The sequence below is a fragment of the Pseudonocardia adelaidensis genome (genome assembly GCF_039543345.1).
Taxonomy (GTDB): domain Bacteria; phylum Actinomycetota; class Actinomycetes; order Mycobacteriales; family Pseudonocardiaceae; genus Pseudonocardia; species Pseudonocardia adelaidensis.
This window is the reverse complement of record NZ_BAABJO010000010.1, coordinates 48063-72886: the sequence shown is the minus strand read 5'-3', so window position 1 is coordinate 72886 and position 24824 is coordinate 48063. Positions and strand designations below refer to the sequence as shown.

The 24824-nt window shown below is 66.9% G+C and carries 27 protein-coding genes and 1 tRNA gene; 10 read left to right on the top strand and 18 right to left on the bottom strand.

The genetic code is table 11. The features are described from left to right. Nucleotides 1–79: 79 nt before the first annotated feature. Nucleotides 80–352: a hypothetical protein gene (locus ABEA81_RS15445; RefSeq protein ID WP_345605943.1), complete on the bottom strand. Its 273-nt coding sequence runs from the start codon at nt 350–352 to the stop codon at nt 80–82. Here ABEA81_RS15445 and ABEA81_RS15440 point away from each other — a divergent pair. Beyond that, a complete protein-coding gene (locus tag ABEA81_RS15440) occupies nt 284–688 on the top strand; it encodes a tyrosine-type recombinase/integrase (protein WP_345605769.1) in 405 nt (134 codons plus the stop codon). The genes ABEA81_RS15445 and ABEA81_RS15440 overlap by 69 nt on opposite strands. A 255-nt stretch (nt 689–943) precedes the next feature. Here ABEA81_RS15440 and ABEA81_RS15435 read toward each other — a convergent pair whose 3' ends face one another. Together ABEA81_RS15435 and ABEA81_RS15430 are read right to left on the bottom strand one after the other, a co-directional pair. Continuing rightward, nucleotides 944–1288 (bottom strand): hypothetical protein, encoded by a 345-nt coding sequence (locus tag ABEA81_RS15435; protein ID WP_345605768.1) that lies wholly within the window; start codon nt 1286–1288, stop codon nt 944–946. A 21-nt stretch (nt 1289–1309) separates the two neighbouring features. Then, nucleotides 1310–1564 (bottom strand): hypothetical protein, encoded by a 255-nt coding sequence (locus tag ABEA81_RS15430; protein WP_345605767.1) that lies wholly within the window; start codon nt 1562–1564, stop codon nt 1310–1312. Nucleotides 1565–1710: 146 nt separating this feature from the next. On the opposite strand from ABEA81_RS15430, the gene ABEA81_RS15425 reads away from it, so the two are divergent. The 6 genes from ABEA81_RS15425 to ABEA81_RS15400 all read left to right on the top strand — a co-directional run bounded on the left by ABEA81_RS15425 (nt 1711) and on the right by ABEA81_RS15400 (nt 7144). Then, entirely contained in the window at nt 1711–1914 is a 204-nt protein-coding gene (locus tag ABEA81_RS15425; protein WP_345605766.1) for a helix-turn-helix domain-containing protein, read from the top strand. A 409-nt stretch (nt 1915–2323) separates the two neighbouring features. Next, nucleotides 2324–2890 (top strand): hypothetical protein, encoded by a 567-nt coding sequence (locus ABEA81_RS15420; RefSeq protein ID WP_345605765.1) that lies wholly within the window; start codon nt 2324–2326, stop codon nt 2888–2890. A 302-nt stretch (nt 2891–3192) separates the two neighbouring features. After that, nucleotides 3193–3777 (top strand): hypothetical protein, encoded by a 585-nt coding sequence (locus ABEA81_RS15415; RefSeq protein WP_345605764.1) that lies wholly within the window; start codon nt 3193–3195, stop codon nt 3775–3777. Between the two features lie 1340 nt (nt 3778–5117). After that, nucleotides 5118–5672, top strand: a complete 555-nt coding sequence (locus tag ABEA81_RS15410) for a hypothetical protein (protein WP_345605763.1) — start codon at nt 5118–5120, stop codon at nt 5670–5672. 11 nt (nt 5673–5683) lie between these two features. After that, a complete protein-coding gene (locus ABEA81_RS15405) occupies nt 5684–6310 on the top strand; it encodes a hypothetical protein (protein ID WP_345605762.1) in 627 nt (208 codons plus the stop codon). Between the two features lie 78 nt (nt 6311–6388). Then, a complete protein-coding gene (locus ABEA81_RS15400) occupies nt 6389–7144 on the top strand; it encodes a hypothetical protein (RefSeq protein WP_345605760.1) in 756 nt (251 codons plus the stop codon). Between the two features lie 646 nt (nt 7145–7790). On the opposite strand, the gene ABEA81_RS15395 is transcribed toward ABEA81_RS15400, so the two are convergent. The 7 genes from ABEA81_RS15395 to ABEA81_RS15365 all read right to left on the bottom strand — a co-directional run bounded on the left by ABEA81_RS15395 (nt 7791) and on the right by ABEA81_RS15365 (nt 13187). Next, nucleotides 7791–8177, bottom strand: a complete 387-nt coding sequence (locus ABEA81_RS15395) for a hypothetical protein (RefSeq protein ID WP_345605759.1) — start codon at nt 8175–8177, stop codon at nt 7791–7793. Between the two features lie 115 nt (nt 8178–8292). Further along, complete coding sequence (locus ABEA81_RS15390; RefSeq protein WP_345605758.1) at nt 8293–9051, bottom strand: hypothetical protein; 759 nt, start codon at nt 9049–9051, stop codon at nt 8293–8295. Between the two features lie 529 nt (nt 9052–9580). Next, nucleotides 9581–9790: a hypothetical protein gene (locus tag ABEA81_RS15385; RefSeq protein ID WP_345605757.1), complete on the bottom strand. Its 210-nt coding sequence runs from the start codon at nt 9788–9790 to the stop codon at nt 9581–9583. 135 nt (nt 9791–9925) lie between these two features. Then, complete coding sequence (locus ABEA81_RS15380) at nt 9926–10192, bottom strand: helix-turn-helix domain-containing protein (RefSeq protein WP_345605756.1); 267 nt, start codon at nt 10190–10192, stop codon at nt 9926–9928. Nucleotides 10193–10335: 143 nt separating this feature from the next. Beyond that, nucleotides 10336–11058: a hypothetical protein gene (locus ABEA81_RS15375; RefSeq protein WP_345605755.1), complete on the bottom strand. Its 723-nt coding sequence runs from the start codon at nt 11056–11058 to the stop codon at nt 10336–10338. 772 nt (nt 11059–11830) lie between these two features. Continuing rightward, nucleotides 11831–12793: an AAA family ATPase gene (locus ABEA81_RS15370; RefSeq protein WP_345605754.1), complete on the bottom strand. Its 963-nt coding sequence runs from the start codon at nt 12791–12793 to the stop codon at nt 11831–11833. Nucleotides 12794–12857: 64 nt separating this feature from the next. Continuing rightward, nucleotides 12858–13187: a hypothetical protein gene (locus ABEA81_RS15365; RefSeq protein ID WP_345605753.1), complete on the bottom strand. Its 330-nt coding sequence runs from the start codon at nt 13185–13187 to the stop codon at nt 12858–12860. 407 nt (nt 13188–13594) lie between these two features. Between ABEA81_RS15365 and ABEA81_RS15360 the strand changes: the two genes are divergently transcribed. Beyond that, nucleotides 13595–13810, top strand: a complete 216-nt coding sequence (locus ABEA81_RS15360; protein WP_345605751.1) for a hypothetical protein — start codon at nt 13595–13597, stop codon at nt 13808–13810. Between the two features lie 80 nt (nt 13811–13890). Here the strand turns inward: ABEA81_RS15360 and ABEA81_RS15355 are convergent, their stop codons facing one another. Together ABEA81_RS15355 and ABEA81_RS15350 are read right to left on the bottom strand one after the other, a co-directional pair. Beyond that, entirely contained in the window at nt 13891–14736 is an 846-nt protein-coding gene (locus ABEA81_RS15355) for a tyrosine-type recombinase/integrase (RefSeq protein ID WP_345605750.1), read from the bottom strand. Nucleotides 14737–14992: 256 nt separating this feature from the next. Beyond that, nucleotides 14993–15066 (bottom strand) — tRNA-Thr (locus tag ABEA81_RS15350). A 115-nt stretch (nt 15067–15181) separates the two neighbouring features. On the opposite strand from ABEA81_RS15350, the gene ABEA81_RS15345 reads away from it, so the two are divergent. Continuing rightward, nucleotides 15182–15880, top strand: coding sequence for a class I SAM-dependent methyltransferase (locus ABEA81_RS15345; protein ID WP_345605749.1), 699 nt, complete (start codon nt 15182–15184; stop codon nt 15878–15880). Between the two features lie 4 nt (nt 15881–15884). Here ABEA81_RS15345 and ABEA81_RS15340 read toward each other — a convergent pair whose 3' ends face one another. After that, on the bottom strand, nt 15885–17012 hold the full coding sequence (locus tag ABEA81_RS15340) for an epoxide hydrolase family protein (RefSeq protein WP_345605748.1): 1128 nt from the start codon (nt 17010–17012) through the stop codon (nt 15885–15887). A 55-nt stretch (nt 17013–17067) separates the two neighbouring features. Here ABEA81_RS15340 and ABEA81_RS15335 point away from each other — a divergent pair, with 55 nt between their 5' ends. After that, nucleotides 17068–18039 carry a helix-turn-helix transcriptional regulator gene (locus ABEA81_RS15335; RefSeq protein ID WP_345605747.1) on the top strand — a complete coding sequence of 324 codons (972 nt, stop codon included), beginning with the start codon at nt 17068–17070 and terminating at the stop codon, nt 18037–18039. Here the strand turns inward: ABEA81_RS15335 and ABEA81_RS15330 are convergent. From ABEA81_RS15330 to ABEA81_RS15310, 5 genes are all read right to left on the bottom strand, one after another. Then, nucleotides 18000–18188, bottom strand: a complete 189-nt coding sequence (locus ABEA81_RS15330) for a hypothetical protein (RefSeq protein ID WP_345605746.1) — start codon at nt 18186–18188, stop codon at nt 18000–18002. The two genes, ABEA81_RS15335 and ABEA81_RS15330, sit on opposite strands and share 40 nt — an antisense overlap. Nucleotides 18189–18283: 95 nt before the next feature. Beyond that, nucleotides 18284–21046 carry an ATP-binding protein gene (locus ABEA81_RS15325; RefSeq protein ID WP_345605744.1) on the bottom strand — a complete coding sequence of 921 codons (2763 nt, stop codon included), beginning with the start codon at nt 21044–21046 and terminating at the stop codon, nt 18284–18286. 149 nt (nt 21047–21195) lie between these two features. Continuing rightward, nucleotides 21196–22347: a DNA polymerase III subunit delta' gene (locus ABEA81_RS15320; RefSeq protein WP_345605742.1), complete on the bottom strand. Its 1152-nt coding sequence runs from the start codon at nt 22345–22347 to the stop codon at nt 21196–21198. Then, a complete protein-coding gene (locus ABEA81_RS15315) occupies nt 22344–24362 on the bottom strand; it encodes a bifunctional MFS transporter/dTMP kinase (protein WP_345605741.1) in 2019 nt (672 codons plus the stop codon). The genes ABEA81_RS15320 and ABEA81_RS15315 overlap by 4 nt, the downstream gene beginning before the upstream one ends. A 124-nt stretch (nt 24363–24486) precedes the next feature. Then, nucleotides 24487–24660, bottom strand: a complete 174-nt coding sequence (locus ABEA81_RS15310; RefSeq protein ID WP_345605740.1) for a hypothetical protein — start codon at nt 24658–24660, stop codon at nt 24487–24489. Between the last annotated feature and the right edge of the window lie 164 nt (nt 24661–24824).

Here is a 24824-nt window from a genome sequence, read left to right as displayed (position 1 = left end):
GTCGGCGTGCAGGCCACTGCCAGCCGCTGTCCCGGATCAAGGTCTTGGCGCGCGCCGCCGGAGGCGGCGCCTTGATCGCTCAGAGGCAGATTCGGCAGCCGCGTGGACCCACGGGGCCGAAGGACACTACGACTGCTCGCAGGATGTCGAACCAAGCCCGGGACTGGCGGACGTACTGCGAATCCATCGACTCCGGGTCGACGTCGGCCGCGTGGTGGAACAGCACGGCGTCCTTGCCCATGAGGTCCCAGATCGCGGTGCGCTCACCGTCACGTTGCACGTCATGCTTCTCCACCGGGTAGTAGCCGAAGACACGCTGCCCGCCGAGCTGGTCACAGCGCTCCGGAGACATCGTGCGCTCCAGAACGAGGAGCGACCGGCGGCAGGGTCCGCATGGGAGGACTGGGACCTCGTGTTCTGCCAGCCGAACGGTCGTCCCATCGATCCTCGTGCGGACCGGGCCGAGTGGGGCGAGCTGTTGCAGCGCGCCGGCGTTCGGCACGTGCGGGTACATGACGGGCGGCACACGGCGGCAACGCTGCTGCTGGAGCAGGGCGTCCACGTCCGCGCGATCCAACGCATCCTCGGCCACTCCGACGTCCGCACGACCGAGGCCTACACCCACGTCGGGGACCAGATGACCAGGGATGCGGCGCGCCGGATGGGAGCTGCGCTGTGGGGCGAGTGAGCAGTGGAACTGCCACCCGAACAGCTCCCCTGGAAGGCCTCGCACGAGGGTCCATCAGGGAACGCGCTGGTGAGCTGTGGAGCCGCCTTGGGGAGTCGAACCCCAGACCTACGCATTACGAGTGCTAGTAGGTCTTCACGACGCTGACCAGGAGGAACATCTCCGGATCGCCCGGAGATTACCACGAGTGCGTTCCTGGCGAGCTGACCTGAGAAGCCTCCGCACCTGGGCGGGCCGGCGCGAGCTGCGGTGCAGCTAGCCGGGTGGCCAGCGGTGGGGACGGCTGAGGTAGTCAGGAGGAAGCCCGAACGCCTCCGGATCGAACCCGAACTCAGTAGCCCCGCACGCGTCGACCACGTCGAACGGGTGAACCCCTTCTGGCACAAGCTTGAACCCGGTGTCCCTCCCCTTCGAGATGAACACCCTCCGTCCCGCTCGTTCGAGGCGGACCGCGGCCCATGCCTTCTCCTCGGTGTCCGCCAGGCCCTGATGGGTGACGGACCATTCGGCGGTCAAGTCGCCAGAGCGAACCGGCTTCATACGGGTCCAGCGCCACCTACCGCCTTCCGGTTCGACCTTCTCCACCCACGCGTCTTCCACAACCCCTCCTAGACGTTCCACCTACGTGGGCGGCAGCCCGAACAGGCCACGCGGCGCCCGCTGATAGCTCTGCCCCCGGAACGGTCGGTTCACGGCCTCCTTGACGAACCACCACGCGTCCTCGGGCGTGTCAGCCCACCCGTGCGACGACTTGCCGCCGTCGAGAACGACGGTCCAGCGGTACCGGCCGCTCCGCTCGTGGAAGTTGACCGATGCCCGGCCCTGCGCCTTAGCGATCTCTAGCCGTGCGTCCGCCTCGTCCGCTGCCTCGCCCATAGCGCAACCGCCTCCCGGAGTCCCTGTCCACCAAAACGCCACGGACCCAGACTAGGCCAACGGCGCCAACGGGACCATGAGGAACATCTGACTCTACGGAGTCATCGGAGCTGCTGGGGACAGCGGCCGGACGTAGCGTCCGAGACGTGGCCGAGGAACGTCTGGTGAGCACCGGCGAGGCTGCCCGAGCCCTGGGCGTCTCCTCGCGCTCCCTGGCGCGCTGGGCACGGGAGGGTCGACTCGTTCCGGCCCTCGTCACACCGGGCGGAGACAAGCGCCCGGGGCAGTACAGGTGGCTGCTCAGCGACCTACGAGAGCAACTTCTGAAGCTCCGGACTCAGCCGGAGTAGTACGGCGGCAATCACCAGGGCCGGACGTACCACCTTACGGAGGCCGCTTCCCCCGGCCGTCACGACGGAAGGGGAAGCCATGCCGTACAAGCCGTGGAGCAGCACAACCGCTGCACCGCCACCACCGCTGGACAAGCCGGTGTGGATCGACCTCGACGCCTTCTGGCCGCCGGACGAGCCGATCACAGGGCCGGTAGCCGATCCCGTCCCCGGAGGTCTCCTGAAGGCGACCGGCCGTGTCCCTGGGGTATTGAAGCGGTGGGCAAGATCGACCGATGGCCGCTGGTTCGGCCGCGTCGACTACACGATCACCGATGCGTACGGAGCTGACGTAGCGGAACACGTCTCCGTGCTCGTACCAGCGCACGCTCTACAGCCACGCGGATGAGCCCGTAACGATCAGAACCAGGTGATCGACTACGAGTCCGTGCCTCCCACTGCTTCACCCTGGACGGCCGTTATCGCGGCCGCTGCGGCTCTCCTGGGTGTCCTCGTTGGCCAGCTCCTGCAAAGTCGCCGCGAGAATCGAACCTGGGAACGGCAGAGCGAGGAACAGCGGCGGCGAGACCGCGAACTCTGGGAGCGCGAGGATAGACATCGGTTCATCGAGCTTCGCCGCGAGAAGTATGCAGATCTACTCTCCGAAGCTATCGGACCACATACAATGTTGCTGATTGCAGAGACGAACTTGCTCGGTACGCTGTCAGATCCGGAATCCGAGGAAAAAACCTCGGAGCTTAAGGAATCTATAGAAGCGGCGAGGCGCGCTATCTCGGAGTTTCATGCAAACGTGCTTCCGGTGAGACTAGTAGCCCCCAATGCTGTGATGCAGCCAATCCATGAGTTTATGACCTTACTAGAATCAAACCTTGACGATATCGCTCGTGGGGCACAGCCAAATGTCACCGTGTCAGACTCAGACATCCCAGACCGCATCCAGGCTGCAATGCGCACAGATCTCCTCGGGGGAGGCTAGCTAGGCCATGAACCCCCACGCCGGGCACTAAACGGTCACGAACGACCTGAGACCTGTACACACACAAACGGCAGCATTACGCAGCGGGCAGGGCGCCTTGGGGTCGAAGGTCGCGCCCAAGGTGGGTCGATGGTCGGAGTCCTCACCCGCTACCGCAAGGGACATGTCTGACGCTGCTCGACAGGCGGATGCACTTCCGATTGAGCTAACGGTGCATGCGTGCGGCACGAGTACACGACATGCCGATCCGACGACCCCTGCCCGTCTCAGCCACTGCTCGACGGCGTCGCCAGCTAGCCGCAATGACCTCTCGCCGGAGGGGCCGCGAGGGTGGCAACGTATCAGCAGCTAAGCTCGGGGCAGTAGCAGCACTGATTGGTGCGGTTATCGGAGCCGTCGGGGCGGGCCTCCCCGCCTGGCTTACCACAAGCGCTCAGATCACCGCCGAAGATGCTCGATCGAACGCTGAGTTCGTCCGTGACCAGCGGAGGGAAGCCTACGCGGCGGTGGTCACTCTAAACACTCGATTGCTCGACAGCATGAACAGGCTGCTGATAGCAACGCTTTCGCGTGGAGACTACAACTCGCAGCACGCGGACTTCGAGGCTGCATATCTTGAGTTGGAGACGGCTGCAAGCAGTGTAGAGCTGTTTGGGTCACCGGAAGCTTCCACATCTGTCGGTGAGATGGTTCGCAGGTACTCAAGCGTACGTAGGGCAATCGAAGACGAGCAGATCCGACGCCAGTCCGGTGCAGCAGGCTCGCCGGCTGACGGTCCTTTCCCAGCGGTATTCTCGCCTGAATACGAGGAGCTGACGGCGCAGTACGATAGGTTCCTAACCCTAGCTCGCAAGGACCTCGGTACTGAACCTCGCGAAAACCCTTGATGCTCAGGTAGTTGACTCTCCGCACGGCCTGAAGGAGTCGAACCCTCGTTGGCGAGGTTGGAGCCCTCGCTACCCAGCCCCATCGCGTCGCTTAACCGAGCGCTGCGGCCGTCGTTGCGCTTCGCTTTACGATACTACCGAGCGCGCCCGTCGTCTCGATATCGTGAATCCTCGTTGACCCTCCATTGACTCCACTCTGCCTGCTCCTGCTCCTGCTCCTGCTCCCGCTCCCGCTCTCGCTCCCAGCTAGCCATAGCTGCCCGAGCGCTCTCCCGGACGTCCCGCACTGACTCTGCCGTGGAGCTCCGCTCTACGTACCAACGATGAATCCAGGCGGACCGCCATTCCCGAGGGATGGCGTCATAATCCAAAGCCTCACCCCCAAAGCGGGTCAAAGCGATTGTTTCTCCCAAGTTCGAAGCCTGCGAGTTGACGATGACGGCCCGTGCCGCGCTTTCGCCTTCTTCATCCCCTACCCATGGAGTAGGCAGAGTCACCGCGACCTTGATCTTGTCCTTCAGCGATAGCGATACCTCCACGCTGATATCGTCACCGGGCTTTAGCTCCAGGTGCCCGGCAAGCATAAGCAGGAGGCCGCACACCCCGACCTGTCGCGCTCGGAATGACCATCCGCGGAGCCGTGCTCCGTCCCGCAATGCTGATTCGAGTCGACTGACGAACGCATCCAGTTCGCCGTGCGCCTCCTGGATGTGCCGCCTACCCCATCTAGGCCGACGGTCTCCCCACAGCACCGCTTGACGCGTCTGTTCGATGAGTCGTTCAGCCGGCGGAGGCGGGGGAACCCGGTAGCCGCAACGATCGAGAAGATCGGCATGGGCGTCCCCGAGCGCAGTGGAAATCAGCATCAGGAACGATTCCGCGGAGACACGGGCGTCGAGCGGGCCGGCTCCAGTGGCATGACCTTCTAGCTCGGTCCACAAAGACCGATGGTCGACAGCTTTCCGCAGTATGCGGACAAATCGCTCCAGCGCGGTCCGTTCGGCGCGCCCATCGTGGACTGAGGAGAGAGCATCGTTGAGATCCAGTACCGCGCCAGCCAGATCCTCGATGATCCTGCTCGTCTGCGAAGCCACGTGTCCCCCGGAGTCGTCCGGCCGCCTTCCGACGGCGGCCCGTTGAGTCGTCTTAGAGATCGAGACCAGGCACCCGCGGGTTACGTGCCGGGCCAAGCTGCTCGCGCCGCGCCAGCCTCCAGCTCCGTCCGGCCGGCGGTAGGCGCCCCAGCACGATCGCAGCTACGGGGCAGCAGAGGCTCACCTGGGCGGAGCAACGCAACTCCTCCGTGATCGGGTGGAGGACCACCACGGGATGATCCTCGCGTGTGGGAGTACGCGCTGTTCTTTCTCGGCATCGTCGTTCAACTCGGCGGCGTCGCTCTGACGATCAAGGGCGCCCGTCAAGTCTGGACCGACGTTGCTAGTCCCGACGACCGATTCCTAGCGCCGTTCATCCATGCGGGACGGTGGATCGTGAGGTCCGTTCGGCGCCTGATCGGACGGCCCGCACCCCACGTGGCCGGTGGGAGCGCCGCTGCGGGACTCGCACTAGCGGCATCGGCGCGAGGCTACGGCCTACCGGGAAGCGTGCCCGACGGCCTCTCCGTCGAAGAACAGATCGCCCTTGTCAATGAACGCCTCATAGAGCACCTTGAGAAGGTGCACAAAACGATGTTCCGGATTCAGGACGAACTGGAAGCCGAGATCCAGAAGACAAAAGCCGCCCATGTAGCCGCGATCGCCGCTGTCGATGATCGCACCGAACACGAGCGCAAGCGCGCCGTTAACGGGATACGGATCGAAGCGTATGGCTTCATATTCCTAACGATCGGAACCCTGATCCAAGCGTTCGGGTCGTATCTCGGCATCGGATCATAGTCCCCCAACTCGTGTTCAAGGAGTCACATGCTAACGCCCGACGACTGGCAAATCCTCGGGAGCTTCGGCGACTTGTCTCCGCTGCGATCGCCTTGTTTGCACTGATTTTCGCCGGGCTCGCAGCTAAGGCGACAGTACAGACCAACCGCGCCCAACAGCAGACCCTAGAGCTACAGCGCAGACAGTTCGAGGATTCCCAGCATTCCGCTCTGCGAGCGCAAGCCGAAAAGGTCGCCGCATGGTACGAGCTACGCCGAAACCAAATCGCCAAGTTTGGTGCAATGACGTCCGACATGTTCGTCCTTCAGAACGGCTCGGATCTCCCCATCTATGACGTATGGGTGGCTGCGTCCGCGCCTGCATGGCAAGTGGACTACATTGCCGTTGAACATGACGACGTCATACCTCCCGGAACACATGACATTGAGATGACCGACACGCAAGAGCTGGGACAGGCGACGCATCTCTCGATCAGAATCATCGTCCTGTTCCGCGATGCTGCGGGTCGCTACTGGATTCGTCGAGAGAACGGAATGCTAGAGGAATCTGACGAGGATGCATGGGACTACGAACGTCGGGTTCTGGACCAGTCACGCGACAGCAACCCGCTAACGGCTAACGAAGAGCCGTCCCAGTAAAGACTGACAGGTCCACGAATAGTCAATCACTCGGCCATCAACTCCGCTCCACGCGGCGGGCCGTGATCCTCGTTCAGAATGGCTAGGGCGATCCCGCGCCTGGGAACGCTGTGCGACCGTGCAGACTCTCGTAACGAACATGCACTGACGATCGACAGTAAGTCCGTGCCTCCCGCTACGTCACCTTGGACGTTCCTTGTCCCGGCCCTCGGCGCCTTCCTCGGCGTTCTTCTTGCTCAGTGGTGGACAACCCGCCGAGAGAACCGCAACTGGCAGCGACAGCGCGAGATGTACGCCCAGCAATGGGAAGACCAGCGCGAAAGAGATAGAGAGCAACGCGAGGACCAGCGTCAGCGTGACCGGGAGCTGTGGGCTCGCGAGGACCGTCACCGCTTTACGGAACGCAAACGAGACAGCTACGCAAGCCTCCTGGAGTCGGCGGAGATAATCACACACCACGTCAGCGATCTTCTCCTGGCACTGGAAGGCGACCGGCGCAAATCAAAGCAGTTCGAGCTAGAAGCCTGGATGACAGAGAGAGCTGGATTAAAGAAGTTCCACGAACTACACCGAGGCATTGTCGGAACCGAGAACTACGTTAGACTACTGGCCCCGATTGAGGTAGCAATAGCGACGGTCGAGTTTGTCCGGAAGTCACAAGAATCGCTGATGCTGATTGTATGGCTGGCAGGGTTGCCTGACGAGCGATTCCAAGAGAGGCAGGAAACCGTGAAGCGGCAGGCGGTCAGCGAACTCTGGGAATCACATGCAGCTCTGGTGAAGTCGATGCGCCACGACCTGTTTAACCATGAAGAAGATCTGCGTGCGAGCTAATCGCGGCAATGCGGAAGAATGAAAACTCTACTTCTTCGTCATACGTGGCCGAAGTTCCACGATGCGGAAAAGGCGACCTCATAACCCGTACAGACAGGCAGTGGCGCATTACGGGCCGATCAAAGGGACCGCCGGAGGGGATAGCTCCCCTGGGGTCCGGATCATATCGTCTTGCTGTACCACTGACATTACCTTGGTTCGGCACCATACACAAGAAAAGAGCAAGAGTTTCCTCACGAATCTTAGCAACGTGGCGACTTAGCCTGGTTTGGCTTGATTCGTTCTGGTCGGACACGAGAACACAACACATAAGGCGCGCACGTACACAAGACGATGCAGTGTGTAACAGAGCCAGTAAGGACTAGCTCACGGCTGATGCTGACCGTGTGTGCTGTCCTGACTTAGGGGCGTGACAGGTTCCTCCCTTCTATGGGTAGGGACGGTCTCCCGACTCCTGTCGGAAGTTCTGCGTTGCCCGTGGCAACACGGGCAGCGAGCGGACAACGCTCGCAAGTGGTTCATGTCCAGAAAGCGGCCCAAATCAGGCCGTCTGACCTGCGGAATCTATTTGCTAAACCACGTTCTGAAGGTGGTAGTACCGGGCCGAAATAGCTCTGAGGGTCTACACCGCTGACCAGCGAGTTTCTTAGACGAGGCGGACACCGTCGGGGACCGGGCCGAACCCGTGACCGAAGCACCGGCGGACCCTGTCCGGATGCGGCTCTGTGAATCCTCGTGCGACCTCATCGGCATACACGGTGTAGCTCCACGCTAGACGCCGGTTCCCGGCCCTGAGGGCCGTTCTAGCCAGCTTCAGCGCGAGCCTGATCCTGCGCTCCCGGTTCTCGCGGTGTGGACGGTCTGATACCTCTACAGCCTCAGGAACGATGAACCCTGCCGGGACGGGATCGGGACCAGGAGGCCACTCCCGGACGATCGGGTCTGTCTTGTGCTCGTCACAGTACTTCTGTGCTCCACTACGTGGCAGGAACTCTGAGCCGCACTCGCGACACTGCTTCTTGCTGTACTGCATTCGTAATCATTACCTAACTCTCCTCTCGTCGGGTGAATGGGTGTAGGGGGCCGCCCGGCAACTGGCGAACCAAAGTGACGACATCTCATCAGTTCACCAGGCGACCCCGGGAGTGTCAGTTTCGGCGAGCGTCCGGGATCTCCACGAGCCGCCGGTTAGCCTCCGAAGGCTCCACAAGCTCCAGCCGGCCACCACGACGCACGATCGGAACGAACGGGTAGAGCTGCGGAAGCTCCACACCGTGACTCATGGACCAGGCGTACACGTCGTTAGTCGCGTTCCAGAGCGCATCGTCGTCCGGAAAGTCGCTCCCGATCTGAGAGACGATGACCGAAGCGCCGGGACCGGTACGGCCCGACGGGACCGGATCCCCGAGGAACGTCAGAACCGCCTTGTACGCCGCGTAAGTCGCGTGTAGAGGCTCCGCCGCCTCACGAACCGCCATCAGGGCCGCGACGGTGTCCGGGCCGGTGTCCAGGATGGAACCGGACGCCGCTCCCTCAGGAACGGCCGTAAGAGCCGCTGAGAACCCCGGAGCCGCGTTGTTGAACCGCTCGCACATGTCCGGGAGGACATCCACGGCCCAAGGCCGTACGGCCTCACGGAGGGCAGACTCACGCACCCCGTTGAGAGCGGAGGTGAACGCCGGGGACTCCGCAACCTGAGCGACGGTCATAGCAACGGCGGTCGCGTACACCGCCTGGTCGTAGTCGTGCTGCGACGCGGCATCCCTGAGGGCTCGCTGAGCCTCTTCCGCCGACGGTCGGTTCACCACGAACCCAGAGCGTTCGATAGCCTCGTTCACTGCCTTAGTCGGTGTGATGCCGATAGACTCAACAGCACGGATCATCCTGTGAACTTCATTAGTGCTCATTACTTCTCCTTAGTGCTTGTTAGTGAGTGCGACGGAGACCTTCGGGACCGGCCTCAAACGCCCTAATGGGGCCACGCTTAATCATTCCCCGAGGACCTAGAACGGTATCGATCATCTCGCGGAACTCGTGTTCTGGTGATGTCGGAGTATCGCCGAAGTTGCCCCGACCCTGAGAAGGGTCAACCGGTCGAGCCGGTGGGGGACCGGCAAGCTCCGCAAGCTCACGGGCGGAAGTCTCAATCTGCCGGGGCGTATCGCCGGTCATCCGGTCCATCAGCCCGTCAAGCCGAGCACCCCGGTATCCGAGAGCCTCCAGGGCCGCACGCCGCCTACGCTCCCGGTGCGGCTCGTCGTACGGGACATCGGCGAAATCGTCGTTCGGTACCGGCCGGCCGGCCTCTACCGGATCATCCGGGACTCCCGCAAGATTCCGAGCGATAACCGCAGCAAGCGTGTTCTTGTTCATCTGCGCCCCAAACAGAGCGGCAAACTCATCAGCCGGACCAGGTCCGTTAGTCATCTACTTTCCTCACTTGTTCAGATTGTTGACATCGAGCGCACGCACGAGGCACTCGTTAACGAGGTCGTGTGCCGCATTTCCGTGCGGATCATTTGCGAGCGACACTTCGGCACGCTCATACGCAAGCGAAAGAATCTCGTAAGCGACAGCATTCAGCGCAGCATCAGACGTTGACCTCGTGGTGAAGCCGTACGTTTCAGACAGCTTAACGGTGTTCATTCGGGCCTTCCCTTTTCTGCTAGTAGTTTCGCCAGGAACTCACTCAGCTCCCGGCATTCGTAAAGTGGTAGCAAGCGGCACCACGTCATCAACTCTTCTAGCGACGGACGCGAGCGTTCCGCCGGTAGTTGTGGCTCACGCCGCGTCATCCGCAAAGTCCGGATAGCCTTCCCTTAGGTCGGTCTCGTCCACGTCGAGATGGACGCAGACAGCCCGAAGGTTCTTAGGCGACGGGATGGCGGCAGACGTAACCCACTTCCCGACCGTGCTCGAACCAACACCGATCCGACGAGCAAGATCCGTAGTAGTCAAACCCTTACGCAGCAACGCACGGCGGATACCCTGACCGATAAGCTCTCGATCACTCATATTTCCCCTTTCGTAGTAGTGGTAGTAGTTCATGCGCCCAAAATGAAATGGCCCCTCTCTGGCGCGTCAGAGAGAGGCCAAATGCACGTGAGACCGAGCGGCGAACCTGGAGATAGGAGAGCGGGGGCGAGCTACTCGCTAAGGACTGGGGTAGCTGCCCCTTCTACCTATATGTATTATCCCGACAACACGAACGGAACGAGTGACGGTATCGGGTCAACGTGGCACCGGGTCGACCTACGGACATTAGCGGGTAGGAACGACCAGAAGTCGTCATCGTGCCACTCACGACCGGGCCGGAACGTGTCACCCGTCGTCAGGCTCCGGAAGGTGCCGGACAGTGGATCGCGACGAACCGGGACCTTCGGCCGCGTCCAGGTGTCGACGTGAGGCGCTAGCTCGCCGATCACCGGACTTTGCTGCGGCGTACCGCGCTGAACGTCAAGTAGGGCAGGCTGGATATCGGCACCAGTCATGTTCTGGTGCCACCAGTCCCGACAAGCCTTCCGCTTCATCGGGTCGACGAGCCGGAACGGGTTCCGGTCGCGACACTTCACGATCGCGTCGTCCATCGCGGCTCGACGACTGACCTTAGGTGTCCCAGAGCTCCGGGTGTCCAGGCTCGCCAGGATCTCGGGTAGCCCGAACAACGGGTCCGCGTCGGTAAGCCCGTACAACCGGCTCAGACCGTCCGTAGACCAGTGCCCGGTGTCGACAGCGTCCGGCAGCGTCTCAGCGGCTTCCTGGACGGCCGTAACGGTCTCGGGATCTCCCCCGGACTCGAGCGCGTCAGCCGGCCCAGGTCGACGACGACGGCCACGACGGTCGTTAGCTGCCTTCTGGTCCTCGATCAGGCGACCCTGGATCTTGTCGGACAGCGACTCCGGCCGGAGGTTCACCGGGTACTCGTCATCACCGGCCCTCTGGGCAGCACGGAGCTTCGTATCCCGGCTCGTGTCACACTCGGGACGATCACAGAGCTTGCGATCAGGTCCGCCCCGGTAGACGTACGTGTAGGACCGGTGGCACTCAGCGCACGTGATCGTCAGAGACTCACCCTTACTCGCCACTACGCGACACTCACTGAGCTGTGGACGATCCCCGGCTCGTCCAGGTCAACCACCCTGACCTTCCGACTGATCTTCACCAGGGCGTCAACGTCACACGCGGTATAACCCGAAGGGTGATACAGGTACACGGTTCGCCCCTGAAGGCTCACCTGAGTGACCAGACGGTCACCAGTACGAACGTGAGCGGCCGTCACGGGCCGCACTACAGTTTCGATCATTACGGTTCTCCTAAGACGGGCAGCCCTCTAAGGCTGCCTAACGGTTAAGACCGGCAGCTGAGCCGGTCCGGTGGGTCTCCCTCTGGGGTCGACCCTTCTAATACCTGGTAAGGCCAGCCCCGAAAGGCTGGCCCTTGTCTTAAAACCATGCTTAGGGCGCCCCCCGAAGGCGCCCCTAACGGTCGGGACCGTTGTCATCGGGCGGAGCCTCAAACCTCCGCCCCCGGTCCCTCCTGGTCCGTGGTCATCGATGGTCCCGGGGCCAATAGCGGCCCCGTTGTCATTGACCATCTCTTACCCTGAACACCAGGAGCGCTGAACGGCGCTCCGTGAGGAGTGGGACACGGGGGGACGTTAGTAATGGGGGGGTCCCGGCGTCCCACCTAGTCCGGCCGTTGCCACCGGCCGTTCACGTACACACCGCAGACGGATCGGCTCGCACGCTGGAACGCCTTAATCGCGGCATCCTCCGATTTGTACCCGCCCTGTGCATAGAGCGTCCGACCAACCTCCCGACCCGACTCGATCGAGGACAGGTGAGGATCATCAGCGACTTTGTCGAACAAGTCGTTGCGCTTCTTGTAGGTCTGCTCAGTGCGCTGTCGGGTGTCTTCCTTCTCCGACAGAACGGACCACTCCGCAGAGGATCTACCCCATTCGGCTTGCAGCAGAAGGTCACGGTTGGCGTGGTCGTTCGACCGGATCGAGACCGCGCGGGTGTTCGGCTCGGTCGCGTCGTGAATATGCAGGTTCAGCCGTTCCCACGCCTGATACACGGTCGAGCCCATCACGCCGGTAGGCGTGTACTTCCCGGACTGAGCCTCAAAGTTCTTAGCAGAGTGAGCGATCATCAGAACCGTGGTGCCGTTCTCGGCGATCTCGGCGAGCGGCTGGCACAGCTCCCGGGCAGCATCGTCGTCACCGATGCGCCGGTTCCCGAGCGAGCCCGTCAGATTGTCCAGGATCATCAGTCGAGCGGACCGCGCCTGCCCTTCGTACAACCTCCAATCCAGCGGATTGAACTTGGCGATGCCCACCATGGAATCCTTGATGTCATGTTCCCGCATCCGAAGTCCCCATCGGCGAGTCTCGCCCGCGTCGGTTGAGATCACCATCACCGGGCCGTGGTCAACGACCTCAGACCCACAGAACTCCTTGTCCTCGCCCGCGATAGCTGCCGCCATTGCGGCGACCAGACGAGTCTTACCGACGGTAGGTTTACCCGATACCGTGTTAGTAGCAGCGTGCAGCATCCCGTCAATCAGGAAATCTGGTTCGTTTTCGGCAAGATCCGCCCAGTACTCGAACGGCCGGAACGGTGTAGACCAGTTGTTCACTCTCGTCATGCTTCTCCGATCTGTTAGTTGAACATGAAAGGGGCAGGGTCAAAGTCGTCACGGCTGGACCACGTCACGAGACCTCTACCCGGGCTCGGTCCGCCGTCAGGTACAGCGTCACCTGAAGCGCGTCAGTGGCAGACGCCGGCCACTCCTCTACCGGCTTTCCCTGCACTGGTTCGACTCTGACGACCGGCCACCAGTTCTCGAACGCCCATCCGTCGAAGACGTCGTGTTTGAACTCGTACACTACGAACGGCTCGATCTCTGCCGCTAGTTCGAGCAAGGCAGCACGGAACGATGGATCATCTTGTTCCCGTGCAGCCCGTTCGCACGCGTGGATGACGCTCGATCCTAGCGCCTGCGGATAGTGCGTTACCTGTTCTGGCGTCAAGTCAAGCATGGCTTCACCTCGTATATTCGACAGGCCGACTATCAACGGCTTCTGCTCCCGCTGAAGCCAGCGGACTACCGCGATCCTTCGGAGGTCTCCGGGTATCGGGCTAAGGCGCCCTAAGCGATACGCATCGCCGGAGTGTCGGCCCCGCTCATCCTCTGTCCCATGCGGGCGGGGGCTCTGAGCCGAACAGCAACAATGTATCGGACCCGGTTCACGATTCACCAGCGGATGTGACACGGACAACACAGAAAGTCTTTGTGGCGGTCTAAGCGATGTGTTAACGGATGTTCTAGCTAGTTGCTTACGACCTAAGCCGGTCGCTTAAGGGCTAAGTCGCCACCGTCCGTTAGGAGGGTGGCTAGCTAAGCGCAAGGGCTAGACCAGCTACCGCCGTTCGGTATCATCCGACCATGGTCGCTACCACTCGCCTCCTGCTGGAGGCAGCGCACGGAACCACCGATCCCGCGATCCTCACGGAAGCTGCCAAGGGTCCCGGGTCTGTAACTGCCGACCAGGTCCGGGGGATCGCTCAGGCTAAGCTCGGCGACTACAAGACAGACGATCTCGACCGAGCTGTCAACGTGGTCACGAGCGCAGCTAAGCAGATGAACATCCAGGTTCGGTAAGACGAAGAAGGCCCCGGTACCCGCGGAGGGTCCGGGGCCGATCCGTTCGTGGCTCCTGGCGCAGCGCCGCCTCAAGCTGCTTAGTACCTGGCGCTGACGTTCAGAGTCCGGAATGCCTTCTCAGCTCGCTTGTCCGCCCCGGAAGCTCCGTACCTCAACACCATCTCCCGGGCCGACCAACCGCACAGCCGCATCAGGTCCCCTTCCGACCCACCCGCCATCATCCAGTTGTGGGCGAACAGGTGCCGGAACATGTGCGGGTGAAGACCAGAGATCCCAGCATCGTCGCCTAGCTTCTCGATGATCTGACGGACGCCTGAGGTTGTGAGAGGACCCTTGGCACCAACCCACAGAGCTTCGTGGTTGTCAGTCCTGGTTCGGAGGTATCGACGTAGGGCAAGCTCGGTCGAGTCAGACCAGTAAACCGTCCGCTCTTTCCGACCCTTGCCATGAACCAGAGCCGGGTTGCTTCGCCGCATGGACACAAGCTCAGAGACTCGAACCCCAGTGTCCAGAAGTACCCGTAGCAGGGCCTGAGATCGCTTGTCTCGGATGTTCAGGAGTCGACGCACCTCGGAGTCCTCCAGCAACGGCACGGGCTTCACAGGGACAGCGGGTGGCTTCAGGCGGTGGAACGGCGACGGAGTGATCTCGCCTTCTTCCTCCAACCACCGGAAGAACTGCTGGAGCCTGCGGTAGTGGCCAGCGACGTAGGAGTCTGTAACCCGCTTGCCTGTCCGCTGGTGTGGGGTGTCCGCGAGGTGGACCAGGTACCTCTGGATGTCTCGGTGGTTGACCTGGGTCTTGTCCCCGATGAACTTGGCGAACTTCGTCCCAGCTTCCACGTAGGCATCGATCGTTCTGGGAGCCTTGTTCGCCGCTCGCAGGCTCAGGTGCCAGTCCTCCAGGAGCGTCAGCAGGTCCACTGAACGTCTCCATCGATCTCAACGCCGAACGAGTCCCACAGCAGCCGGGCGTACTCGCGTGCAGCAGCCTCGGTGATGGGATGCGGGGTGTGGACGTGGAGGCTCCCGATCACGACGTCGATCAGGTAGCCGCCGGGCGTGGAGGTTAGAGCAGGAGCAGGGCGGGCAACTGCACCGTCATGATCCGGTGTAAGCACGAGTGCGTTCCTCTCCGGAGGGCTAGTGGATCTTGTTCCGGAGAGGAACCGCTGGTCGGAGCCGCCTTGGGGAGTCGAACCCCAGACCTACGCATTACGAGTGCGTCGCTCTAACCGACTGAGCTAAGGCGGCGGTGGTGCGCGGCCCAGTGTAGCGAGCGGTCCGGGGTGCCCTGTCGCCCGGCCCGGCACACCGCTGACCGGCGGATACAGTGGCCGGGCCCGACCCGACCGCTGGAGGCCGTCCGTTGGAGAAGATCGACCTGGCGTACGTCCGCGCGCTGTACCGGGAGTACGCGGGTGATCTCGCCGCGGTGGGGAAGCAGCAGCGGGAGTACGCGGAGTCGATGGGCGCTCGGATGACCCCCCAGCTCGACGACCTCGAAGCGGAGATCACCTACCTGCTGGTGCGGGCCACCCGTCCTGCGGTCGTCATGGAGCTGGGGACGTTCCACGGGTGGTCGACGTCGTGGATCCTCAGCGCGCTGCGCGACAACGGGGCGGGCCGGCTGCACAGCTTCGACCGCATCGACAACGTCGTGCGCAACGTGCCGGAGGACCTCGCCGACGGGCGCTGGACCTTCGTGCAGGGCGACATCAAGGAGACGCTGGACCGCGTGCCCGCCGGTACCGGCTACCTGTTCGTCGACGCTGCGCACAGCAGCCGGTTCGCCCGCTGGTACCTGGAGCACCTGTTCCCGCGCGTGCCAGCCGGGATCCCGGTGAGCGTGCACGACGTGTACCACTTCCGCAGCACGCTCCCGCTGCACGAGGGGAAGGTCGTGGTGCGCTGGCTGGGCAAGCGGGGCGTGCCGTTCTTCACCCCGTCCCGCGCGAAGGCCCGGGACGTCTACGCGACGCTCACCGGGCTGCGTGCGGAGCTGGGGTTGTCGCCGGTACGCGGGCCCGGCGACAACCCCATGATCTTCTTCCGGATGCCCCGGTGATGTCTCAGGCGCGGTAGAAGGCGCGGATCTCCTCCGCCAGGTCCTGCGGCACCTCCATCGCGGCGAAGTGGCCGCCGCGGGGGCGCTCGGTCCACGACACGATGTTCGTGTTGTCCCGCTCGGCGAAGGGCCGCATCGACCTGAAGTCGTCGGCGAAGACCGTGACGCCGATCGGCCCCTGGTTGACGACGGGAGCCGCCGAGCGCTCGGCGTGGTGGTAGCGCACGGCCGTCGCCGAGGTGTTCGTGAGCCAGTACAGCGACACCTGCGTCAGCACCTGGTCCCGGCTCACCAGGCTCGTGCCGTTGCCGAAGTTCTCGAACAGCTCGTTGTAGGCGAGCTGGCCGACCGGGGAGTCGGAGAGCGCGGCCGCGACCGTCTGCGGGCGGGACGCGTTCATCAGGGCGTATCCGTTGACGGTCTGGAACCAGCCGGCGAACTCCAGCGCCGCGTGGTCCGCGGGCGCCATCCGCTCGAACTCGGCGGGGTCACCGGACGGGAACGAGAACAGCTGCAGGACGTGGGCGCCGAGGAACCCGGGCGGGTTCAGGATCGCGAGCTCGCGGGAGACCATCGCGCCGCCGTCGCTCCCGTGGGCGCCGTACGACTCGTATCCGAGCCCGCGCATGAGCGTGTCCCAGGTGCGGGCGACCCGCGCCATCGTCCAGTCGCCCTCGGAGAGCGGGGTGCTGAACCCGAAGCCGGGGATCGAGGGGATCACGACGTGGAAGGCGTCCTCGGCGCGGCCGCCGTGGGCCACGGGATCGGTGAGCGGGCCGATCACGTCGAGGAAGTCGGCGAACGAGCCGGGGTAGGTGTGGGTGAGCACGACCGGGGTGGCGTCCTCGACCGCCGAGCGCACGTGCACGAAGTGGACGGTCTGGCCGTCGATCTCGGTCAGGAAGTGCGGGAACGCGTTCATCCGCTCCTCCTGCGCCCGCCAGTCGAAGGCCGTACGCCAGTGCTGGACCATCTCGCGCAGGTAGCCGACCGGCGTGCCGTAGCTCCAGTCGTCGCCCGGGGCGGGCTCGGGGAAGCGGGTGATCTCGAGCCGGTGCTGCAGGTCGTCGAGGTCGGCCTGCGGGATCGCGACCTCGAAGGGGCGGACGGAGAGCGTCTGGGTGCTGGTCATGGTGGTTACGCTAGAAGCAGTACCGGCACAGTTCGTTCCTGTATTCGGAGGGCTTGTGCGAGAAACTTCCGGCCGCCTGCTCGCGCTGCTCGGGCTGCTCCAGACGCCCCGCACGTGGCCGGCCGCGGAGCTGGCCACCCGGCTCGGCGTGGGCGAGCGAACCGTGCGCAAGGACGTCGAGCGGCTCCGCGACCTCGACTACCCGCTCGACACGATCCGCGGGCCGGGAGGCGGCTACCGCCTCGGTGACCACGGCAGGCTCCCGCCCCTGCTGCTCGACGACGAGGAGGCCGTCGCGATCGCGGTCGGCCTGCAGGCGGTCACGGCGGTGCGCGGGATCGAGGAGTCGAGCGCGCTGGCCCTGGCGAAACTCGAGCACGTGCTGCCCTCCCGGCTGCGCCGCCGGGTGCGCGCCCTGCACGACAGCACATCGACCGGCCCAGCGAACACCGGCACGAACGTCGCCGACCCGCCCGTCGACCCCGGCCTGCTCACCGAGCTGGCGGTGGCCGTCCGCGCCGCCGTCGGCATCCGCTTCGCCTACCGGGACGACGAGCACGTGGAGGCCGAGCCCTACCGGCTGGTGAGCTGGCAGCAGCGGTGGTACGTCGTGGCGCGCGAGCGGCGCACCCGGGAATGGCGCGCCTACCGCGCCGACTGGATGCGGCTCCAGGTGCCCGGCGGCGCCCGGTTCCGGCCCGACCCGCTCCCGGGCGGCGACTACACCGCGTTCGTGCTGCGCGAGGTCGCCTTCACGGGCTGGTCGGTGCACGCGAGGATCGAGGTGGACGCCTCCGCCGAGGAGGTGCTCGCCCGCATCAACCCGACCGTCGGCGTGGTGGAGACGGTCGACGAGCACCACAGCGTGCTCGTCACCGGCGGCGACAGCCTGGAGGTCGTGGCGGTGTGGATCGGGATGCTCGGGCTCGACTTCCACGTCGCCGAGCCGCCGGAGCTGGTCGAGCACGTCCGCGCGCTCGCCGTCCGCTACGCCGGGGCCCTCCCGGCCCGGACTCCCAGCAGCTGAAGCCAGCCACGGCGGCGGGCCGGCCGCGCTTCGGAGACCGAGCGGGCGAGCCGGGCCGTGCGGGCGAGCCGGTAGGCCTCCGCCTCGGCGCGGAGGGTGTTGCGGCGGTCGGCTGCGAGGTCGCCTGCGGTGTGGAGCTGGTTCAGCATGTGGAGAACGATCGTCCGCCGGAGGCCTGGGGACATCCGTGCGGAGCACGGAGCCACCACGGATTCCGCGCGCGTGTACTCCGTGGGTGCGGCTGTCAGATCACCAGGGCGCCCATGGAGAGCAGCGCCGACGCGCCCCGCTCCCGCTCCGGCCCGCCCGCGAGGAGCAGGCTGCGCGCCCACTGGTAGCGACAGCCTGCCGACTCCAGCGCGTCGGCGGCGGCGAGGACGCCCGGGCGGTCACCGGCGGCGAGCGCAGCGCATCGCTGCACGAGGGCCGCCGTGACGGCGTTCTCGGCGGCGGTGGCCCGGACCGCGGCGATGCGATCGACGGCGTCCGGCTCCCCGGCGAGCACGGCCGCCTCCGCCCACGCCGCCGCGTACCACGGCCGCCAGATGCTCTGGTACCACCGCCGCAGCTCCCGGGGATGGATCTCCAGCACTTGCACGGCCTCGCGGGCCCGGCCTAGGTGCAACAGCATGAGCCCCTCGAAGAACGCGCTGGAGTGCTGGTCGTGCGTCTGGCGCACGTAGGGCACCAGCGCGGTGAAGATCCGCATCCACTCGTCGTGGGCCGCCGTGTCGCCGCGCATGCCGTGGACCGTGGCCATCGCCCGCGCGGCACGCCGCAGCGTGGGGACGCGCGGGCTCCCGGCCCGCTCCCAGCCCTCGCGGAACCGGTCGCCCGCGGCGAGGGCACGCTGCCAGTCGCCCTCCAGCGCGCACACCACGATCAACCGGGCCACCGCGACGTGTTCGTCCTCGCGGTGCAGCGGGAGATCGCGCATCCGCTCCGCGAGCCGGCGCGCCTCGGCGAGGTCACCCGACGCGATCGCCGACTCGACGGCCATCACGTGGGCGTCGGACAGCTCGAACCCCACGCACGGGTCGAGCACCTGCGGGGTGAGCAGCTCGATGCGGTGCAGCGCGCTCGCCAGCGCGGCCCGGGCCTCGCCGCGGGAGAGCTGGATGGTGGTGAGCCGGTCCAGGACGGTGCTCTCGGCCATCAGGTCGCCGGACCCGCGCGCGACCTCCAGCGCCGCCTCGGCGACCTCGCCGCTCGACTCCTCGGTCTCCGGCACCGCGAACGACTCGGCCGCCGCGATGCGCGCCCGCGTGACCCGGTGCTCACCCGCGAGCCGCCAGGCCTCGTCGAGCAGGGCGCGGGGCGCGAGCTCGTCGGGACGGGCCGCGATGGTGCCGGCCGCCCGGTTCCACAGCTCGGCCGCCCGCGCGAGCTCCCGGGCGGCAGCCGCGGTGTCGCCCGCGCGCAGGCACAGGTCGGCCGCGGCCCGGTGCAGCCGGATCGCGTCGTCACCGGCCAGCCGGTTGGCCGCCACCCCCGCGGCCAGGTGCAGGGACTCGGCCGCGGACCGGTCGTCGGGCGCCAGCTCGGCGGCCTGCTCGAAGCGCCACTGCGCCTCGCTCGCGATGCCACGGCGGTGGCACAGGGTGGCGAGCAGGACCTTGCCCTCGTACGCGTCCTTCGAGCCGGCGTCCACGGCCCAGCCGAGTCCGGCCCGCAGCTCGTCGGCGAGCCGGTCGAACCGGGCCCGCCAACGGGGCGTGTCGATCACTTCGTCGGCGAGCAGCTCGGTGGCCGCGTGCCACGCCCAGCTCAGGTGCCGCGAACGGCACTCCGCGAGCTCGCCCTCCTCCTCCAGCAGCTCCACGCCGTACTGGCGGACGGTCTCCAGCGTGCGGTAGCGCGTGCCGTCGGACGCCGCGACGGGCACGAGGAGGCTGTGGTCGGCGAGCGCGGCCAGATGGGCGGCGACCTCGCGCGCACCCATCCCCGCCACCGCGGCCGCGCTGTCGGCCCGGAACGGGCCGGCGAACACCGCCACCCGGCGCAGCACCTGCCCGGCCTGGGGGTCGAGCAGCGTATAGCTCCAGTCGAGCGTGGAGCGCAGGGACCGGTGCCTGCTGTCGACGCGGCGCGCTCCGGTGAGTAGCTGCAACCGGTCGGCAAGGCCGGCCTCCAGCCCGTCGACGCCCAGTGCGGGCAGCCGCGCGGCGGCCAGCTCGATCGCGAGCGGCACGCCGTCGAGCCCGCGGCACACCCGGGCGACCCGGCGCCGGTCGTCCGCACCGAGCACGACGCCCGCCGCCGCGGCGCGCTCCTCGAACAGCGCCACCGCGTCGCCGCCCGAGCCCTTGCCGACGGAGAGCCCCTCCACCGCGAACGCCCGCTCGAACGGCAGCAGCAGCCGGGCCCGGCTCGTGGCCAGCACCGTGACGCCCGGGGCCTGGGCGAGCAGCCGCTCGACGAGATCGGCGACGCCGTCCAGGAGGTGCTCGCAGTTGTCCAGCAGGAGCAACGCGCGCCGGGCTGCCGCCCACTCGAGCACCGTCTGCTGCCGCGTGCGGCCCTGCTGCTCGCCGAGGCCGAGCGCGGCCGCGATGGTCGGCGCGATCATGGAGGCATCGGTGACCGGGACGAGGTCGACGTACCAGACACCGTCGGCGAACCGGTCGCTGATGTCGGCCGCGACGGCCAGCGCGAGTCGTGTCTTGCCCACCCCGCCGGGCCCGACGGCGCTGACCAGCCGCTGCCCGTGCAACGCAGCCGCCAGCTCCGCGCGTTCGCGGGCCCGGCCGACGAACGACGTGAGCGCGGGCGGTAACGCGGGCGCCGGTGGTGGCGGCGCCGGGGCCGCGCGTTCACCCGCGATCAGGGTGAGCGCCCTGCGGTCCTCGGCGCCGAGCTTGCGCAGCAGCGAGGACACGTGGCTCTCGACGGTGCGGATCGAGATGAAGAGCCGCGCGGCGATCTCCGCATTGCTCAGGTGCTCGCCGACGGCCGCAAGCACCTCGGCCTCGCGCGCCGAGATGACCGTGCCTGCCGGGTGCCCCACCCGACCGATTCTGCCGGACCGCTCCGACGGGACACCGTCGTCTTGTTCGCTCCGCGCGATGCGCTTTGTTCGCTCCGCGCTCCGCTCAGCGTCGTCGGTTCGCTCCGCGAGCTCCGCTCAGCGTCGTCGGTTCGCTCCGCGAGCTCCGCTCAGCCGCGCTGCAGCGCCGTCATCATCGCCTCGACCGCGATCTCCGGCTTCACGTTCTGGTCGAGCGCGGTGCGGCAGGCGAGCACGGCCTCGAGCCTGCGCAGCACCGATTCGGCGGACCAGTCCGTGGCCGCCCGCCGCACGTCGCCCTCGCGGTCGGGGTGGGTGAGCGGCACCTCCGCACCGCTGCCCACCACCAGCGCGTCGCGGAGGAACCCGGCCAGGTCGACGAGGGCCCGGTCGAGCGCGTCGCGCTGCGTGCGCGTGTTGCGCGACTTCTGCTGGCGCTCCAGGTCGCGCTCGGCGGCCTTGGCGCCGCGCGCGGCCGCGGCAGCGCCCTTGCCGGTGCCGCCCGCGCCCATCGCGACGGCGAGCTCCTCGCGCTCCGTGGCGTCGCGGCTCTCGCTCAGCTCGGTGGCCTCGGCCTTGGCGTCGCGCACCAGGTCGCTCGCGTACGCGAACGCGTCGCCGAGGTTGCGCACGCGCAGGGGCAGGCCCAGCACCAGCTCCCGGTGCGCCCGCGCGGCCGGGTCGCGGGCGAGCCTGCGGGCGCGCCCGACGTGCCCACCGGCCACCGACGCCGCCCAGCTCGCCGTCTCCGGGTCGATCCCGTCGCGGCGGGCCAGCACGTCGGCGATGGCCAGGGCCGACGGCGTGCGCAGCGGGACCGGGCGGCACCGCGACCGGATGGTGACCGCGACGTCCTCCGGGTGGTCGGACGGCGCGCAGAGCAGGAAGATCGTCTGGTCCGGCGGCTCCTCGATCGACTTGAGCAGCGCGTTGGCGGCGTTCTCGGTGAGCCGGTCGGCGTCGGTGATGATCAGGATCTGGTAGCGGCCGGTGACCGGGCGGCGCGCCGCGGACTGCACCAGCAGGCGCATCGAGCGCACCGAGATCGACAGGCCTTCCGGCACCACCTCGCGCACGTCGGAGTGGGTGCCGGCCAGGACGGTGTGGCAGGCCGTGCACTCCCCGCACCCGTGCTGCGGGCACTGCAACGCGGCGGCGAACGCGCGTGCCGCCACCGACCGGCCGGAGCCCGGCGGGCCGGTGAACAGCCACGCGTGGGTCATCGCCGCCGGGTCGGTCGCGGCGGCGGAGAGCTCGGCGACGGCGGCGGGTTGCCCGACCACCTCGTCCCACACGGTCATCGCGTCACCGCCGGATCGGTGTCCCGGGCGGGCGGTGTCGGGAGCACCGGCTCCAGGCCGGAGAAGACGCGCTCGGCGACCTCGTCGGGCGGGCCCTCGGGGTCGACGACCACGTACCGGTGCGGCTCGGCCGCCGCCATCCGCGTGAGCAGCCGTTGCACGCGCACGTGCTCCTCCCCCGCCACGCCGCCGACCTGTGGCGCCGCCGCCACCGGGGCGCGGTCGAGCAGCACCGAGACGTCCGGCCGCAGCCGGCCGGTGGCCCACGCGGCGAGGCTCTCCAGCTCACTGGGGTCGAGCGCCGGCTGACCGGCCGACGACGCGCGGTCGGCCGCCACCCCGAACTGCGCCAGCCTGCTCGCCAGGAACCGGTCGACGACCACCACGGCCCCCTTGGCCAACGCGGGCCGGATCACCCGCTCCACCTGGTCGGCCTGCACGGCCGCGGCCGCGAGGGCCTGGGCCCGCGGGCCGGCGAGCGCAGCCTCCCGCGTGGCGGCCGTCCAGCGCTCCCGGTCGCGCTCCCCGCCGTCCGGCTCCACCACGAGGTGACCCGCCGCGCGCAGCCGCTGCGCCAGCCGGGCCGCCTGATCGGTGGTCTCCTCGGCCGGCGCACCCTCCACCGCGATCAGGACCCCGGCGCCGTGGCGCGGCTCGCCCCGGCGCAACGCGGCCAGCAGGTCGGGCAGGATCGGCTCGGTGCGCCGGTCGTCCATCTGCCGGTAGGCGAGCATGCCGACGACCGCGGCCACGAGCCCGCCCGCCAGCATCACCACGCGGGTGCCGTCGACCAGGACCGGATGGCCGAAGACGTGGACCCACCGCGCGCTCACGAGGCCGACGATCACCGGGACCAGCGCCATCGAACCGAGCAGCGTGAGCCGCACGATCGACTGCACGAACGCGACGATGCGGCCGCGTACCTCGTCGGCCACCTGCGAGCCGATGATCGTGAGACCGGTGAGGAAGGCGATGCCGGCGAAGCCGCCGACCAGCATGACGGCGCCGATCGCCACGAACAGGTGCGGGGCGATCGACACGAGCACGAGCGCCAGCCCCGCGGCCACGATCGCCGCGCCGAACAGCCGGTTGTGCGGGATGCGGCGGGCCATCCGCGGCGCCGCTCCCATCCCGAACGCCAGCCCGACGAACACCGACGCGAACAGCACGCCGTACGCGGCGTTGCCGCCCCCGAGGCTGGCGGCGTACAGGGTGGCGGAGCCCACCACGGTGCCGCCCGCGGCGAACGCACCGACGATCCCGATCACCAGCCCGCGGACCAGCGGGGTGCGCACCACGAACGACGCGCCGTCGCGCAGCATGGCGACCAGGCCCGGGCCCGCCGCCCTGCGCTGCGTGGCGCGCCCGGAGATCTCCGGGATGCGGAACCAGACCGTGAGCGCGATGACGAGGTACGCGACCCCGCTCATGACGAGGGCCACGAACACGGTGGACAGCGCCGACCCGCTGCCCCCGACGACCCCCCCGACCCGCGTGATCACCGCGAACAGGCTGGCCGCGGTGATCACCGCGACGCCGTAGGTCATCACGAGGTTGAGCTGGTTGGCCGTCTCCACCTGGTCGGGCCTGCGCAGGAGGTTGGGCACGGACGCGTCCTTGGCCGGGATCCAGAACAGCGCGCAGATCTCGATCAGGAACGTGGCGAGGAACAGCCACCACAGCGACCCGACGAGCGGGATGGACACGAAGAGGGCGAACCGCAGCAGGTCGCACACCACCATCACGCGGCGGCGGTCGAACTTGTCGGCGAGCGCACCGGCGAGCGGCCCCAGCACGAGCGCGGGGAACAGCTTGGTGGCCACCACACCGCCGAGCGCGAAGCTCTGCGCCGTGTAACCGCTGGTGAGGTGGGTGGCGAGTGCGGAGAGCGCGAGCAGGCTCATCCAGTCGCAGACGCCCGCGACCGACGTGACGAGCCACAACCGGCGGAACGCCGGGATGGCGAGCACGCTGCGGACGCGGTGGGACGTGGGCGCGGACAGCTGTGGTGCCACCCCCGCCGGACGGGGTGGAGCGGACTCGGTGGCGATCGCTCCTCACCTCCTCCGAGCGCGGGCGGCTCTCCTCGGCCAGGGTAGCCGGGGACACCCACGGGGATTCCCGGTGCTCGGGGGCCCCTCACCACGGGTGGTCGAGGAGCGCCGAGACCATCTGGATCAGGATCACGGCGAACACCAGCAGGAAGAAGAGGTTGAACAGCCGCGAGCCGAACCGCCCGCGCGTCAGCCGGGACAGCCCGAGGATCCCCGGCTCGTCGACGATCCGCGGGCGCGGCGGGGGGTCCGCGGGCACCCGGGGATCGCGAGACAGGCGGATCGCCGGGTCGTACCCGCGTTGCGCGGGCGAGCCATCGGCCGGCACGTCCCGCGCTGCGGACGAACCATCATCCGAGCAGGCGGTCACGCGGGCGGATGGTAGGCGCGGGTGACGCCCCGATCGAGCAGCGCCGGGCCTCT